Annotated in this window: 14 protein-coding genes and 1 pseudogene; 1 reads left to right on the forward strand and 14 read right to left on the reverse strand. The window is 61.3% G+C overall.

What is annotated here, in order from left to right; genetic code table 11:
- The 14 genes from OKW37_RS33915 to OKW37_RS33980 form a co-directional block, all read right to left on the reverse strand.
- Entirely contained in the window at positions 1–1281 is a 1281-nt protein-coding gene (locus tag OKW37_RS33915) for a glycosyltransferase family 87 protein (RefSeq protein ID WP_429403541.1), read from the reverse strand.
- Positions 1278–3029 (reverse strand): hypothetical protein, encoded by a 1752-nt coding sequence (locus OKW37_RS33920; RefSeq protein ID WP_429403542.1) that lies wholly within the window; start codon positions 3027–3029, stop codon positions 1278–1280. Before OKW37_RS33920 ends, OKW37_RS33915 begins: the two co-directional genes overlap by 4 nt.
- A gap of 156 nt (positions 3030–3185) precedes the next feature.
- The gene (locus tag OKW37_RS33925) at positions 3186–3902 is read right to left on the reverse strand and encodes a TadE/TadG family type IV pilus assembly protein (protein WP_429403543.1); all 717 of its coding nucleotides are present in this window, start codon (positions 3900–3902) and stop codon (positions 3186–3188) included.
- The gene (locus OKW37_RS33930) at positions 3902–4420 is read right to left on the reverse strand and encodes a TadE/TadG family type IV pilus assembly protein (RefSeq protein ID WP_429403544.1); all 519 of its coding nucleotides are present in this window, start codon (positions 4418–4420) and stop codon (positions 3902–3904) included. Before OKW37_RS33930 ends, OKW37_RS33925 begins: the two co-directional genes overlap by 1 nt.
- Positions 4417–5265 (reverse strand): tetratricopeptide repeat protein, encoded by an 849-nt coding sequence (locus tag OKW37_RS33935; RefSeq protein WP_429403545.1) that lies wholly within the window; start codon positions 5263–5265, stop codon positions 4417–4419. Before OKW37_RS33935 ends, OKW37_RS33930 begins: the two co-directional genes overlap by 4 nt.
- Before the next feature lie 26 nt (positions 5266–5291).
- The gene (locus tag OKW37_RS33940; protein ID WP_429403546.1) at positions 5292–6224 is read right to left on the reverse strand and encodes a type II secretion system F family protein; all 933 of its coding nucleotides are present in this window, start codon (positions 6222–6224) and stop codon (positions 5292–5294) included.
- 35 nt (positions 6225–6259) lie between these two features.
- Entirely contained in the window at positions 6260–7198 is a 939-nt protein-coding gene (locus OKW37_RS33945; RefSeq protein ID WP_429403547.1) for a type II secretion system F family protein, read from the reverse strand.
- Between the two features lie 44 nt (positions 7199–7242).
- Positions 7243–8658 (reverse strand): CpaF family protein, encoded by a 1416-nt coding sequence (locus OKW37_RS33950; protein ID WP_429403548.1) that lies wholly within the window; start codon positions 8656–8658, stop codon positions 7243–7245.
- On the reverse strand, positions 8658–9884 hold the full coding sequence (locus tag OKW37_RS33955; protein ID WP_429403549.1) for an AAA family ATPase: 1227 nt from the start codon (positions 9882–9884) through the stop codon (positions 8658–8660). Before OKW37_RS33955 ends, OKW37_RS33950 begins: the two co-directional genes overlap by 1 nt.
- Before the next feature lie 36 nt (positions 9885–9920).
- Positions 9921–10295: a CpaD family pilus assembly lipoprotein gene (locus tag OKW37_RS33960; protein ID WP_429403550.1), complete on the reverse strand. Its 375-nt coding sequence runs from the start codon at positions 10293–10295 to the stop codon at positions 9921–9923.
- Positions 10296–10306: 11 nt separating this feature from the next.
- Positions 10307–11692, reverse strand: coding sequence for a type II and III secretion system protein family protein (locus tag OKW37_RS33965; RefSeq protein WP_429403551.1), 1386 nt, complete (start codon positions 11690–11692; stop codon positions 10307–10309).
- 113 nt (positions 11693–11805) lie between these two features.
- Positions 11806–12750, reverse strand: coding sequence for a Flp pilus assembly protein CpaB (gene cpaB, locus OKW37_RS33970; protein ID WP_429403552.1), 945 nt, complete (start codon positions 12748–12750; stop codon positions 11806–11808).
- A gap of 24 nt (positions 12751–12774) precedes the next feature.
- On the reverse strand, positions 12775–13302 hold the full coding sequence (locus OKW37_RS33975) for an A24 family peptidase (RefSeq protein ID WP_429292380.1): 528 nt from the start codon (positions 13300–13302) through the stop codon (positions 12775–12777).
- A 58-nt stretch (positions 13303–13360) separates the two neighbouring features.
- Positions 13361–13543: a Flp family type IVb pilin gene (locus OKW37_RS33980; RefSeq protein WP_429403553.1), complete on the reverse strand. Its 183-nt coding sequence runs from the start codon at positions 13541–13543 to the stop codon at positions 13361–13363.
- An 838-nt stretch (positions 13544–14381) separates the two neighbouring features.
- Here OKW37_RS33980 and OKW37_RS33985 point away from each other — a divergent pair.
- A pseudogene (locus tag OKW37_RS33985) lies at positions 14382–14964 on the forward strand (IMPACT family protein).
- Positions 14965–14969 lie beyond the last annotated feature (5 nt).

The raw sequence follows: 14969 nt of genomic DNA on the forward strand, positions 1-14969 counted from the left end.
TCAGGAGATCTCCTTGACGAACGCGACGCTGATGCCTCCATTCACGCCGCACCTCTCCCTGCCTACGCGCGTGACGAGCACTGCGAGGGTTACCAGCGTAAGGATGGGCAGGAACTGGAAATGAACGCGGGGTACGACCAGTAGCCCCATTAGCGGAGCGAACCCGAGCAGTATTAGCCCCTCCCGCTCGTAACGCCGGAAACCGTGAGCCGACCCTAACCGGCCATACCAGGCAATGACGAGGCCATACCAGGTCAGGTCGTAATCGTAAAGATATGGAGTGAAGGCCAGCGTCGCGCAGACGAGCGTCGCCGCGCGCAATTCGTGGGCGGCCGGCTGGGACCAAACGTAGACAACCGAAGCGACGGCCAAGCACGCTGAAGCTGCCTGCAAGGCATAGGCGGCGGCTGCGGGCATGGACAACTGCCTTGCCAGCGCAAAAAACGTGGGAATGCGAGGCAGCAGCTTGCTGTCGGAAATGACGATGCCCTGGATTTCCCCCATGCTGTGCACGAAAGCGGCGAGTGTTTCCACACCGAACAAGCCGACCGATATCGCGCTCAGCGCGACCGCGATCGATCCGGTTACCACCAGAGTTCTCCACGAGCGCGAACAGATCAGCGCAAGCGGAATCAGTATGGCGAGATGCGGCTTGATGCAAAGCAGTCCTAGCGACACGCCTGCCCAAACCGGACGCCGCGGCAATAGTGCGAGCCCGAATCCCATGAGTGAGGCGGTCAGCAGGCCGTTTTGTCCCGACAGTGCCGAAATGATCACTCCTGGGAAAGCCAGTGCGAGCAAGGTCGAAATCTTGCCCGGCACGATCGAGTTGATGGCTACGACGAACGCTATGAGCGTCAGTCCAAAAAAGAGCCAGGCCGAAGGCTCGTAAGGAAGCAGCGCTGCAGGGTAGAGAAACAACAGGAATGTCGGCGGATACAACCAGGGCAAGGTTCCTTTGAGATTAGGTAGCACGGATTTTTCGACCGCATCCAGCACCTTCGCGCTGTACGCATGGGCGGCGTGCCCTTGCAGCGCTAGATGTGAAGCACTCCAGAACGCGATGTAGTCTCGTGCATTGTTGCCGAAAGACAATTGATGCTGCCAACTCTCGCGAAGTATTTGCACTCCTGGCGCAAGGATGTAAATAAGCAGCAATGCTCCTGAGTAGACGTACAGGCGTTGCCGTGTTAGCCAATGCCGCCGCTGGCTCGCGCGGTCGCTTGCATTCCTCTTTGCGACCGCTGGTTGTTCGATCGATGCATTGTCCGATATCGTCATTGCTGGAGCCTCAGAATGCCGATGTTCGATGCGATCTGCTGGAAGACCGAATTTAGCGCCGAGTTGCTGGATGCGGTGTAGTAGTCGCCTGGCGACGCGCACGACTGCAACCCTGTATTGGCCGCGGCCCCCGAGCCGAACGCGATCGTATAGATCGTGATGCCCGCGTTTTTGATCGCGGTGCAGACCCCCGCCTGATAGGAGTTGATGTCGTTCAGGTTGATCGTGCCGGTCGCCAGCGTGCCACTGCTGTAATTCGTGCTCGCCACGGATGGCGCCTGAAGGCCGTTCATACCGACGCCGGACAGCCCATTGAAGTACGTGACCTCCTGGCCCGGAACGTTGCTCGGAGTGACGTCGTTCTCCCCGTCCGTCATCAGGATCAGCACGCGCTGCAGCCCCATCGTGCTCTCCGATAACGGCAGCGGGGTGGTGATGGTCGAACGTTGATTCCAGGTGCCGGCCCAGCTCGAAGACAGCATGCGCCATCCCCACAATAACCCGAGCGGAATGATCGTACTGCCCGCTGGCTGCATCGCGGCGATTGCATTGGTCAGTTGCTTCTGGTCGTTGGTCAGGAACGTCACTGGCGTACCAATGCACAGATTGTTCTGGTTCAACGTATGAGCGCTATTGGCCGACGTCTCGTCCCATTGGCTGACCGGAAGTGTCGAACTGGTCGTGGTGCACGTGCCTTCTGATCCAGATCCGACTGTCGAGGGAACCCCCGAGATCGTGGAAGTCGTGCAGGTTGTCTGCTTTTTCGACTTCGTTTGGGTGTAGACCGTGAGCCCCGTGGACGGCACGTTGTAGTAGTAAGGCGTGAACTGCAAATAGGGCGACGTCGACGACGCCGTCGTCGAGGACGGCGAATAGGCTGCCGCGGCCAGATTACCGCTGCTGTCCCGCGGCTCTGCGACGCAACCGCCCCACCCGCTACCACTCCACGCCCACGTCGAACCCGACAGGCTAACCGTCGGCGTACCGCTCATCGACACGCTGGTCGAGTTGTAGCTGAACGTCTGCTTGAGCCACGTTCCCGTACTCAGCGATGCGGAAATCGTCGCGCTGTTCGCTCCCTGCCATGACGGGGTCTCGCCGACGTTAACTGTGCTGGCAAATGGCACGATTCCGATGTAGTACTGCGACGATCCCGACTGGCCGAACAGTTGTGTCAACAGGTTATTGGCTGCAGTCTTCAGTCCATAAATCTTTTCCTCCGAGAGGGTGCTCGCGCTACCGCCGCTTGGCGTCTGGGCCATCGACCCCGTGTTGTCCAGCACCAGCGCCAGTTCCAGTTCAGTTTGCGGGTTACGCGCTACCTCGTTTGAAGCGGCGACCTGCATGTCGTTGCTACCGGTCGACCCGGTGCTGGTGCCGGTGTTCTTCGATGCCAGGAACGCCGGCATCATCAACGGCAATTCGCCCGTCGCGGAAAGCTGCACCAGTTGGCCACCGCCGTTGCTGCTTGGGTTATTCGCGCAGGTCGCATTGAAATTGCTGCTCGAAAGCAGCAGATCGAGATAGCCGTCCGGCATGTTCGTGCTGTAATACCTGAGCGCATCGTTCTTCCACGCGGCGAGGGTCGTCGGACAGGCCGTGCTCGCATAGTGGCCCATGTCCATCGAAGCCGAAAGATTCGCCACGTCGAGTGCGGACTGCATACGAGCTTGCGAAATTGCGTAGCGTCCCAGGTCGATCGATATCGATAACGCACCGAGCATCACGCTCGCGCTGACGGCGAACATCAGCGAAACCGCTCCACGATCTGCGCGGGCGAAAAATTCGCGGCATCGCGCGAACACGGCGGCATCGCGCAGGCGAGCGGTACAAACAGCGGTAGCTAGATTCATGATTGTCCCCGGTACATCACGCGAGCGCTGGCTTATCGAAGGTGGCACCTGTCAGGAGCCCACGATGATCGTCGAGCCCGGACAGCCTGCCGACAAACCACTTCCCGCTGCGACGGCAGCGCCGGTCGTGTCAATCAACGGCATCGAGGTCCAGTTCAGCACGCGCTGCCGCGCATAGATCCGCCGATAGAGCACGGTCGAACCCGGAGCGCCGGGCCAGAACGAGGAGACCAGAGGAAACGGGTTGTAGCGGTAGAACACCTCAACTACGAGCGCGGCGTCGCCTTGATAGAACGGCCAGGTGGACGGCAGAACATTGCTGGTCGTGACCTGGGATTTCATGGTTGAGGTCGAGTTGGCCTCGGCCTGCCAGCAGATGGTCGGCTTACCGCTGGTCAGCGACGGCGTGCCGACCACGTTCAAGCCGCAGTTGTTTTCCGAAGACGACTTGTCACAAACGGAAGTGACGATGACGTTGCCGTTCGCCGTCAGTGTATCGGGACTGGCGAGCAGGTTCGCGTCCGCCCATAACGAGCCGAGGCTGTTCGCATTGGTCGTGCCGGATTGATCCGTCACATTCTGCATCTGCCCGAGCGAATTGGCGAGCGCGAACGCCGCATGCTCCACCATGCTCACTGCGCGCAGGTACAGATACACCTCGGTGAAGCCGAATAGCATGAACATCATCACCGGCACGATGATGACCACTTCGAGCGCCGCCACCCCGCGTGAGCGGCGCCGTGCGAGCCCGGTTCTCCGGGCACTCATTAACTTGTGCATTCTTCGTTCTGGACAATGTAGTTGCGCTGGAAATTCAGCGTGGGCATGCCGAACCACGATGCCAGCCCCGTAAAGGCCGGCATGGTGACCTGAATGGCGTACATCTCCACGTCGCCGCAGTTGCCCGGCCCGTTGGCCGCTTTGTAGGTGGATGAACCGAAGTTGCTGAAGGCCACGTAGTCGAGTTGGCTCACCGTCACGGTCGCGCCAACGTTCTGCCACGTCCCCAGGTACTGCAGCGCGATCTGCTTCGCCTGCGTCGCGCGCGTGCCCGTGGCAGGCGCGGTCATCGTCAGTCCGGCTCGCGAAGCCGCTTGGGCCGCGATCTGCACGGTCACGTCGACGGTCATATCGAGCGCGAACTCGATCGTAGCGATGAACAGAAAAAATATGGGCAGCGAGGCGAGCGCGAATTCGATCGCGCTTGCACCGCGCTCGTCCCGCGGCAAAGTCCGCAGACGCCGCCACGCAGAGAGGCTGGGCCAGGAGCGGACAGATCGCTTCATTGCGCCTTTTTCTCCGTTGCGAGAGAGCTTCTGCCCGTGCCCGACGGATTGCCTTGCACGTCGGCCAGACGCATGCGCTGCATCGCGTAATAGCGGAGATTGTCCTGTGTTGATTTTTTCGGCAGATCGGCGTCCAGAATTTTCTCGGCAGCTTCGATGTTGCCGAGCATGCCGTAGGCCATCGCGAGATTCTGGCGCGCCTCAACCGGAGCGGCGGGAAAACGTGTGACGTCGAGCAGCACGTTCGCACCCTCGCGCGGCTTGCCCGCCACCACCAGAGAGAGCCCCAGATCGGTCTCCAGTCGCGGGTCACCTGGATTGTCGAGCAGTGCGTTCCGTAAGACCGCCTGGGCTTCGTCGTGGTGTCCCTGCATGTCGAGCGCGGTTCCGAGCCCCGCTGCCGCCATCGGGTCATTCGGCGACCGCGCGAGCACGCGCCGGTAATCGGCGACGGCATCGTCCAGCCGTCGTTGCCGGATGGCCACGCGAGCATTGCCCGTCATGGCCGGCAGCGCGTTCGGATCGAGCGACAACGCCTTGTTGTAGTAGACATTCGCTCGCGTATAGTCTCCCTGCGCATACAGCGTATCGCCCAGTCCCGTCAGGCCCGGCACGGAATCCGGATTGGACTGGACGATCTGCATGTAAATGGTGGTGGCCAGATCGACATTGCCCGACTCCAGCGCGGCCTCTGCCACATGCAGTTCTCCTTTGAGGCTCAGCGTAGCCGGGCTGGAAACGGGCGCAACCGGCCCGAAACTTTGCTTGACCGTGGTCGTGCAGGCCGCCAGTATCAGCAGCGACACGGCGGCACCAAGCCTGCACGCCGCGGCGCCGGAAATCAAAGCGGCTGGAAGTGAGCGAGTGAGTTTCATGTCAAGTGCTTGAGTGAAGTGGCGAGTTGCATGATGGCCGGCCCGGCGGAAATTGCGACCACGGCCGGTAGGATGAACAGCATCATCGGCACGACCATCTTCGGCGCGAGCTTGGCTGCGGTTTCCTCGATACGCACGATATGGGCGGTACGCTCGATGCGCGAGAGCGTGCGCAGTGCCTGCGAAATGGGCGTGCCATAGCGCATCGATTGGGTCAGCGTCGAGATCAGCGCGCGTACCGGCGGCACGTCGACACGGTCGGCCATGGCTTGAAGCGCGCGCGCGCCGTCGCCGGAAAGATGCAGTTCGTCGGCGGTCAGCGCGAGTTCCGATGCCAGCGCCGGGCAGATCAGCGCCATCTCCTGGGCGACGCGACGCAGCGCTACACCGAGGCTATTGCCCGCATTGGTGCAAATGACGAACAGATCGAGCGCGTCAGGAAAATACGCGAGGATCTGCTTTCGCCGCCGGCGCGCGTACATGTCCAGCGCGTATTCCGGCACGATCATCCCGAACACGAATGCCGCCAACATCATCAGCACGCGGATCGCCACGACATGGCCGAGCGCGAACAGATCGGCTACCCACAGCACAACCAACGCGGCCCACAGCACGCCGGAGACGAATTTCAGTGCGATCAGGGTCGGCACGGCATTGGGACCGCGAAAACCCGCCTTGACCAGATCCCGTGCCAGCTTCAGCCGCTGATCGGACGTGAAGAGCGGCATGCGTTCACCGAACCGGATCAATGACGCCATGACACGGCGGACGAACACGAAGCCATTTTTCGACGGGTCGTTGCCCGAGGAAGCGGCTCCCGTAGCAGCGCCCACACTCACCTCGCGTACCCGTTCCGCAATCCGGCCTCGATACCCGCCCCGGTTAAACGCCCACCACAGGACGAGCGCACCCAGCAGCAGCAGCAGCATCAACAGATTGGCCAGCAGATCAATACGCATCGTGCTCATCGCGAGGTATCCAGGTTGGCGATCTTGTTGATGACTGCAACGCCCGCGACGATCGCCGTCACGGCGAAGGTCAGAATGGAATGGCCGGTCGGCGTGGTGAACAGCAGCATGATGTAGGCGCGATTCAACATGTACAGCGACACCACGATGAGAACGGGAATGGCTGCGAGGATCTTGACCGTGATCCGCGTCTCCGCCGTCAACGCTTTGGTCTTCTGACGAATTTCGCGGCGGGCACGCACTATCCCAGCCAGGTTCTCGAGCGTTTCGCCCAGTTGTCCGCCCGTTTCGCGCTGCAGCAGCAAGCACACGCAAAAAAAGGAAAAATCGGCCACGTGAACGCGATGTACCGCCGCGCTCAGCACTTCCCCCAGATCCATCCCGAGCTGGAGCGAATCGCCAATGCGCTTGAACTCGCCGGCCAGTGGCTGTGTTGACTCCTGAGCCACCATGGGCAATACCTTGACCACGGGAATCCCGGCGCGCACCGCACGCACGATCATGTCGATCGCATCCGGCAACGCTGCCAGAAAGCCTTCACGGAAACGGTCGACGAACATCTGGTAGATGCGCTGCGCGGCGAACACAGGCAACGCGAGCGCAAGCAGGATCTGGACAATGGCTGGTGTCGACGTGAACCGCGGGATCGCCAGTGCCACACCCAATGCGATGATGCTGCCGGCTATCACGACTGGCAGCCCGCGCGGCGCGACCGTGCGCAAGCGGTCGCGCCGCGCACGAAGCCACGCGATCACGATATGTGTCTCTTCAGCGTGGCCTAACGCATGCCCTTTGATAATCGCTTGTACGTCGCTCGAAGCCGTCGCGCCAAACGCTGTTTCCGCAGGCATCGCCGCGATGCGTGCGCGGATCAACGCATCGGGGCGCTGATTGCGCAGGTCCTGCCAGACCATATGCATGATGCCGACGATCACCGCACAGAGGAAAGCGGCGATTGTGGCGAGGTTGACAATCGCGCTCACGCAACGGCCTCCAGCAAGGCTTCCTCGAGGCCGTAGTAAGAGGCCCGCTCGGTGAATGCCGGCCGCAGGTGTCCGTTTTCGAAGCCGCCTTTCACCTCTGCTTCGTAGGCCGTGACGTCGTAACGGAAGGCGAACAGATCCTGAGTGATGATCACGTCGCCCTCCATACCCGCCACCTCGGTCACGCGTGTCAGTCGGCGTATACCGTCGCGCATCCGCTCGACCTGAACGATCAGGTGCAGCGCGCTGGCGATCTGCCGCCGGATCGACATCAACGGGAGATTGCCGTTGGCCATCGTCACCATGCTTTCGAGCCGGGTCAGGCTATCGCGCGGCGTATTGGCGTGGATCGTGGTCATCGAACCATCGTGGCCCGTGTTCATGGCCTGCAGCACATCGAAAGCTTCCTCGCCGCGCGTTTCGCCGAGGATAATGCGGTCGGGGCGCATCCGCAGCGCGTTCTTCACCAGATCGCGCTGATCGACGCCACCCATCCCCTCGGTGTTTTCGGGGCGCGTCTCGAGGCTGACCACGTGAGGCTGCTGCAATTGAAGTTCCGCCGCGTCCTCGATCGTTACGATGCGCTCGCCGTGATTGATGAAATGCGAGAGCGCATTGAGCAACGTGGTCTTGCCGGAACCCGTGCCGCCCGAGACCAGCACGTTCAGGCGGCAGGTCACCGCGATCTTCAGCACGTGCGCCATGGCGAGGGACATGTTGCCCTGATTGACCATGTGCTGGAGGGTGAGCTTGCGCTTGGAAAATTTACGAATGGAGATCGCGGGCCCGCGCAATGCGAGCGGCGGCAGTACCACGTTGACCCGGCTGCCGTCCGGCAGCCGGGCATCCACCATCGGGCTGCTCTCGTCGACGCGTCGGCCAATCGCCGCAGCGATGCGCTGCGCCACGGTGGTCACGTGCGCATTGTCGCGGAACCTGTACGGTGTGATTTCCAGCTTACCGCGCCGTTCGATGTAGACCTGATCGGGGCCGTTGACGAGGATATCGGTCACCGTCTCATCGGCGAACAGCGGCTCGATTGGCCCTAGTCCGAACATGTCGTTGAGCAGTTCCTCGACGATCTGCCCTTGTTCGGAAAGCGGAATGTTCAGGCGCTCGCGCTCGATGATCGCAGCAACCAACGGCTCGAGTTCGGGCTTGAGTTGCTCACGGCTGTAGGTGAGCACCAACGAGGCGTTCATGGTCGACAGCACGGCATTGCGCACCGTCCTGTACGTGTCCGAGCGCACGAGCGACGTGTCGGAAGCTGCATTCGTGTCGTTCTGAACCAATGTGGCGAGAGACCGCCGCAACGCGTTCTCGTCGATCTGCGCCTTGGGTTCGAGCGTTTCGGTATCGCCCTCGGTGGGCGCGGGAGCCGGTTCGGCGACGCGTTTTTGACCGAATTGCATCACTTCCTCGACTTGAGTCGTTGCCACAGGCCCGATTGCACAACCGTGTTCTGGTTGTTGCCGGTTAGATCGCCAGACAGGTGCATGATGATCTGCTCGAACGCGTCGGTCCTGCCGGCGACTACCGGCGCGCCAACATTCTCGGCAATCGCGAGCGCGCGGCGTTCGAACGGCACCTCGGCCAGCACGGGCCGGCCAATGGACGCCTCGAAGTCGCCCGGCTCGACCTTGCCCGCTGTCGCCATGTTCGGATTGTTTAGCAGAACAGACGTAACGGGACTGTCGCTACCGCAGGTTTCGATATACCGGATCAGCCGGCTGGTCTCATGGACTGCATGGACCGACCGGTCCGCCACCACGTAGCTTCGCCCGGCGCGGCGGAACGCCTCGTGGGCCAGCGGATCGGCGCGCTCGCCGATATCAAGGAATACGTAGTGGAAACTCGACACCAATATATCCAGCACTTTCTCTAGCGCGCCCTCCCCGAACGGGCGCTCGTCGTCCCATCCCATTTGCGCGGACAACATCAGTAGCCGCGAACTCTCCACGGACTGCATCGCACGCTCGAGATAGGCGGGGTCGAGCCGATTGACGTTCTGCAGCACATCGAGCAGACCGTTATTGCTCCTCAGGCCAACCATGCTTGGGGCAGCCCCACCGTGCAGGTTCAGGTCCAGATACACCACGCGACGTCGCGAGCGGGCCAGGTTGCGAGCGAGGTTGATCGCGATCGTGGTCGTGCCTACCCCACCGCGCGCGCCAACGAACGTGAGCACCTTGCCAGCCCGTGCTTGCGACACCGGCATCGCGCGGCCATCGCGCAGGTTCAGCGTGCGCTTGAGCAGTCCGACTGTCAGCGGCTTGACCAGATATTCGCCCACGCCGATGCCGAGCAGGCTACGGTACAGGCCGACATCGTTGCGCTCGCCAAGCGCGATCACCTGCACCGACGGCTCGCAGACGCTGGCAAGCCGAGCCAGATCCGAAAGCGGCATTTCGGAGCTTTGCAGATCGACGAGCAGCAGCTTCGGCGAGTGCTCCATGCTGGACAGGCGAGCGATGGCTTCCTCGATGCCGCCCTCCGCGATGAAGGTATGCGGCAGGGCTTCGTCCAGAACGAAGCTTTTCAGTACCTGCTCGGACTCGCGGTCGGCGACGAAGGCGACGAAGTCGGCGGCAACCCCGTCGGACCTGGCGGGCTTGATGAGGGATCCAATCATGCTCATGTGAAATCCGGGGGCGAAGTGGGTTGGGTCCTGTCGTTACTTCGCGCTGCGCGAAGATTGCTTGTCGAGCGGCGTGACCTTGTCCTGCTCGTAGCGGCGCATCGCATCGGCTGCCACGGCCGCATCGGCCGGCCCCATGGGTCCAGGCTGCTCCAGATCGCGTGGATGCGCGATCTGCGCGGCCAGGTTGGTGTAGGTCGCGCACCCCCATGCCACCGAGGGCTGCCGCAGGCCGCCGTCGGTCAGCCCGGATGGCACGGCAAGCTGCCTGCAATCCGGCGGCACGACATGGCCATCGTCGTGGCGGATGACCGAGGCATCGGGCATATCGAACGGCGGCTGGAAACACCCGCCCAGCAGCGTGACGAGCAGACCGAGCGGAGCAAACAGCATCCTGAATCGCATTGTCATGGTCGCTCCGATCAATAGATGTATCCGGCCCGGCCCACCAGACGCGGCTGGGTGTCGGCGTCCGCGACGGGCGCCTTGGCGCCCGCCGAACCATAGGTGTGCTGGAAGCTGTACTCGAGGTCACCCACTGGCTGCATAACCGAATCCAGCGGGGTACGCAGTTTGTCCGGACTGACCGGATCGACCAGATACGGCGTCACGATGATGACCAGTTCGGTCTTGTTGTTCTGGTAGTTGCTCGACGAAAACAGCTTGCCGAGTACCGGGATCGAGCCGAGGCCGGGTATCTGCGAAATGGTGTTGCTCGTATTGTTCTGCAGCAAACCCGCGATGGCGAAGCTCTGACCGCTGCCGAGCTCGACCGTGGTATTCGCGCTGCGCACGCTCAGGCCCGGAATCGTGATGCCGCCAGTGGTAACGCTGACCGACGGGTCGATCTGGCTCACTTCAGGCCGGACCTTGAGGCTGATCCGATTGTCGTTGAGCACGGTCGGCGTGAAGTCCAGCTTCACACCGAACTGCTTGAACTCGACATCGATCGCGCCGTTGGTCTGCGAAACCGGAATCGGAAACTCCCCGCCCGCGAGAAAACTGGCGGTCTGGCCAGACAACGCCACGAGATTCGGCTCGGCCAGCATCGTCAGCAATCCTTCCTGATGGAGCGCGTCCAGCAGCATCTGGATGTTCCAGTGGCTCGTCGCGAAACCGGTCAGCAGCGAAAACGCACCGTTCGCCGCCAGATTGACCGGCGAACCGCCGTTGCTACTCGAGCCAGTCGTATTGAGAATGCCGCGACCGTTAAACAGCCCCGTCTGCCAATTGCCAGGGAGGCCGAGCGATTGCCAGTTCACGCCTAGTTGCTGGGTGACGGTACGGTCGACTTCGGAAATGCGCACGCGTAGTTGCACCTGCAACGGATGCGCGATCGTCATGCGATTCACGAGCACCTGCTTTTCCGCCAGGTACGGCGTAATCATCTGCACCACGGCATCCGCGACATCTGATCCCGACACTTCGCCCGAGACCTGCAGCGATCCGGGCCCGGCGTTGAGCCGCAGATTAGCGTCCGGGTAGCGCGCCGCCATCATGCGGCGCAGCGTGTCCAGATCGGCGCCGACCACAACGCTGCGCTTGAGCAACTGCACGCCGTTCGCCGTCAGCGCGAACAGCGTTGTCGTGCCGGCCTTCTTGCCGAGTAGCACCAGTACGCGCGGAGTCGGCATGTGCACGTCGGCCACCTCCGGATCGGCCACGAATACCGAACTGGCATCCTGATTGAGACGCACGAGCACCTCCTGGCCAGCTGTCACGCTCACGCTGCCGCCGGCGTCGGCATGCTCACTCGCGCGGATTGGTACGGGCTTCTGCGCCATATATGTCGGTGGAAGCTTTCTCACCTGCGCTTGCGCTCCGACAGCCATTCCCAGCCCGACGGCGAACACCACCGCGCGTGCGACCTTCGGCCATTTCCCTGGCGCTACCCCGGTCAGATAAATTGGTTTCATATTTCTTATTGCGGCATGGGCTGGGTCGGAAGCGGAGGTACATGACCACCGCCCGGTAACGGCACGCTCGAATCCTCGGCCAGATTTTTTTGCGAACCGCGATAAACCATCACGCTATGGCCTGGGACGGCACTCTGCGGCTTATTGCTCGCCGGTCGTGGCAGCTCGCGCACAGCACGCGAAATATCGCCGGCCCAGACTGGTCCGGGCGGTGCGGAAGCCGCGTCGGCGGAATCGGCGCCAGGATCGCGGCTAGCCACGGCAAAGCTGCGCAGGGCAAGCGACAAGCTACCGAGCCGCGCCGCCACGGACACCACCTCTGCCCTCTCCGGTGAGACTTCCAGCGTGACGGTGCGCGCCCGGTTGCCCGAATCGGACGGATTGCCGTCGGCCTTCGGACGCTGAATGACCGAGCCGACGGCCAGCACGCGCACGTGCTGAACGATGGTTTCGCTCGCCACCGCTAGCACCGGCTCGTCGGTACGGTTGCTCATCTGTTGGGTCAGCAACAGGTCCACGTAGTCGCCCGGCTCAATCAGACCGGCATTGCCCGAGACGTCGTCGATCGCAACCGACACCGCCCGCATGCCCGGTTTCAGCGTAGCGGCCAGAAAGCCCGGGGCGCCCGGCAGGATGACCTCATCGGACAGGACCGCCTGGCCAGTCGACACGGCTTGACGTAACAGCGCGCCTTTCAGTTCGACTGTATTCGCCGTATCGCCGTCGATCACCGCACCGGCCGGCACGCTCGCCGCCGGCGTGTCCTTCCAGGCGAGATCGGCCTCTCGCAGCAGCAGGCCGGCGGGAAGATCGGCGGCCGCCACGCGGACCCGTTTCATGGCAGGAGGCTGAACGTGCTGCGCCGTCGCGGTTTGGACAACGAAACGCACGATCACCGCCACAAGCAGTGCGCCCAGCAGAAGAGCTGCCAGCTTTATGATCTTGGACATATAGGCAGAGGCCGAAGTCGTTTTCTAGTGCTTCACAAAGTGCGTTATCGCCCAAGGCAACCAGAGCGGTAACAGAATTGCCGCGCTGCCACCCGCAGCAAGCGCGACCCCGTACGGCACCCCGCGCCGACAGGAAAAGAATGCAAGACCGCGCATTGGTCCGAAGCACGCAGCGGGATCGAGCCGACGTGTCGCGAGGCCAAGCAGTGCAACGAGCAATCCGGTCAAAGCAACCAGCATCAGCGCCGACGTCGCGACCAGCAGGTTGCTACCCACCCATAGGCCGATGGCTGCAACCAGCTTGACGTCTCCGCCGCCCAGCATGTTCATCAGGTAGAGTCCAACGCACAGCACACCTACTACAGCCGCAACCAGCACATGCTCCCCGGTCGCAGACAACGACATTTGCGCGAGCACCGCATCGGCAAAGAACAGAATGGCGACCGCCAGTACGCCCTTGTTGGGCAAACGGCGGTCGCGTACATCCATCACTGCAAGCCACCCCAGCGTTCCCACCGCCGCCAGCCGGACCACGAGTGAAAGCACGGACATCGCCACCTCTCATTGAACTCGCGAAACGCGGGTGAATTCGGGGGGAACCTTAATTTAATTAAGAGGTTGCGCTAACAATCGTGTTGCTCAGATTCTGGAAGCCCGACTGAAGCCCGCTCGAAAGAAAAGCGACGCCGGCGACAACTGCCGCCACGATGATCCCTGCCAGAATCGCGTACTCCAGCGCGGTCACGCCGCGCTCGTCACGCGCGAATTTTTTGACGAATTGCCGAATTTTCATATAGCCCCCTCAAAAACACTGTTGGTCAATAGCCAAGATTTTCCGGTCGTTGCGGACCAGCACTTATCGTAGCCGCGCGAACTGGATACCCTGGGCGGAAAAGACGGGAAAAACCCGCTCAATTCGGCTCATGGAATGCAACCAGGATTGAGTAAGAGCCTTACCGTCTCATCTTTTAACGGCAGGCATTTGGGAAACTTTACTGAATAAATGATTAGTGCATTCCCGGATTGCAAGAAGACAGGTAATTGACGCAATTATTACCGATTTTTCCGCAACGATTTCCGGCCAAACGTTTGCGCTAGCCGTTGCAGAAAAATTAGTAGAAACACGGACATAAGATGAGCAGTCGTGCATTGACGAATCCCCGAATTGTATGAAGTTATATATCTGCTCACGTGAAGCGCGTTTTATCGCGCGATGATCAGCGATCAAACGTTTGCGTCGAAACGTTACCGGATCAATGGACAAAAAACTGGATAGAAGCGGATTATCAGTGCATCTCCAATCATGAAGTTAAACTCGATTTCACGAACCGTGTTTTTTGCGCAATGTTCAGCGATCAAACGTTTGCGTCAACGCGTCATGAGAATAATCGGCGGAAAATTTGATAGAAACAGATCAATCGTGCATCACCAAATTCGCCAGGACGGCCACACCCGATTTCGTGAAATGCAGCCCTTGTTTCGTACAATGATCACCAGCTTGATGCGCACGCACAATTGCCCCATCTGAGCCCGCAGTCCTTATCGCACCCGATCCATCCGGGTCCACCCAAGCGGGACGAAGCCACCCCAACAACCAATTGATTTTATTGACATAACGGATCTCGACCAACGTGAGTCACACCGTCTCAACCACAGCGTCTGCAGAACTCGAGATTCGCAAGAGCCGCTTCATCGCGTACGCGATCCCGGTCGCCGATCGCGATGCCGCGATGGCCGAATTGCAGCGTCTGCGCGACGAACATCCGGCCGCGACGCATGTGTGTTGGGCGCTGCTCGCGGGCGGCCAATCCGGCATGTCCGACGACGGCGAGCCGTCCGGTACCGCGGGCCGGCCGATTCTCGAAGTGCTGCGGCATCACGATCTGGATGGCGTGCTCGCGGCCGTCGTGCGCTATTACGGGGGGGGTGAAACTCGGCGCGGGCGGTCTGGTGCGCGCGTACACCGATGCGATCGCATCCGCGCTGCTCGACGCACCGCGCGTCGAGAGGATTGCTCAGGTTTCGCTGGGCGTCGAAGTGAGTTATGCCGACGAAGCCAAAATTCGCCGATGGATGGACGCCGAAGGCTATACGCTCGTGGACAGCGCCTACGGCATGCTGGTGAAGATGACGATGCGCGTGCCCGTCAATGCGCTCGAGGACGCCAAGCGAGCGCTGATCGATATCACGCAGGGAAAGGCAGGCTTTTTCTAACCGCC

The sequence above is a fragment of the Paraburkholderia sp. MM5482-R2 genome (assembly GCF_050436125.1).
GTDB lineage: Bacteria > Pseudomonadota > Gammaproteobacteria > Burkholderiales > Burkholderiaceae > Paraburkholderia > Paraburkholderia tuberum.

What these genes read in the sequence shown, in the direction of transcription:
- OKW37_RS33915 (WP_429403541.1), bottom strand. Translation starts at nt 1,281, where the DNA reads ATGACGATATCGGACAATGCATCGATCGAACAACCAGCGGTCGCAAAG.
- OKW37_RS33920 (WP_429403542.1), bottom strand. Translation starts at nt 3,029, where the DNA reads ATGTTCGCCGTCAGCGCGAGCGTGATGCTCGGTGCGTTATCGATATCG.
- OKW37_RS33925 (WP_429403543.1), bottom strand. Translation starts at nt 3,902, where the DNA reads ATGAGTGCCCGGAGAACCGGGCTCGCACGGCGCCGCTCACGCGGGGTG.
- OKW37_RS33930 (WP_429403544.1), bottom strand. Translation starts at nt 4,420, where the DNA reads ATGAAGCGATCTGTCCGCTCCTGGCCCAGCCTCTCTGCGTGGCGGCGT.
- OKW37_RS33940 (WP_429403546.1), bottom strand. Translation starts at nt 6,224, where the DNA reads ATGCTGCTGCTGCTGCTGGGTGCGCTCGTCCTGTGGTGGGCGTTTAAC.
- OKW37_RS33950 (WP_429403548.1), bottom strand. Translation starts at nt 8,658, where the DNA reads ATGCAATTCGGTCAAAAACGCGTCGCCGAACCGGCTCCCGCGCCCACC.
- OKW37_RS33955 (WP_429403549.1), bottom strand. Translation starts at nt 9,884, where the DNA reads ATGAGCATGATTGGATCCCTCATCAAGCCCGCCAGGTCCGACGGGGTT.
- OKW37_RS33960 (WP_429403550.1), bottom strand. Translation starts at nt 10,295, where the DNA reads ATGACAATGCGATTCAGGATGCTGTTTGCTCCGCTCGGTCTGCTCGTC.
- cpaB (WP_429403552.1), bottom strand. Translation starts at nt 12,750, where the DNA reads ATGTCCAAGATCATAAAGCTGGCAGCTCTTCTGCTGGGCGCACTGCTT.
- OKW37_RS33975 (WP_429292380.1), bottom strand. Translation starts at nt 13,302, where the DNA reads ATGTCCGTGCTTTCACTCGTGGTCCGGCTGGCGGCGGTGGGAACGCTG.
- OKW37_RS33980 (WP_429403553.1), bottom strand. Translation starts at nt 13,543, where the DNA reads ATGAAAATTCGGCAATTCGTCAAAAAATTCGCGCGTGACGAGCGCGGC.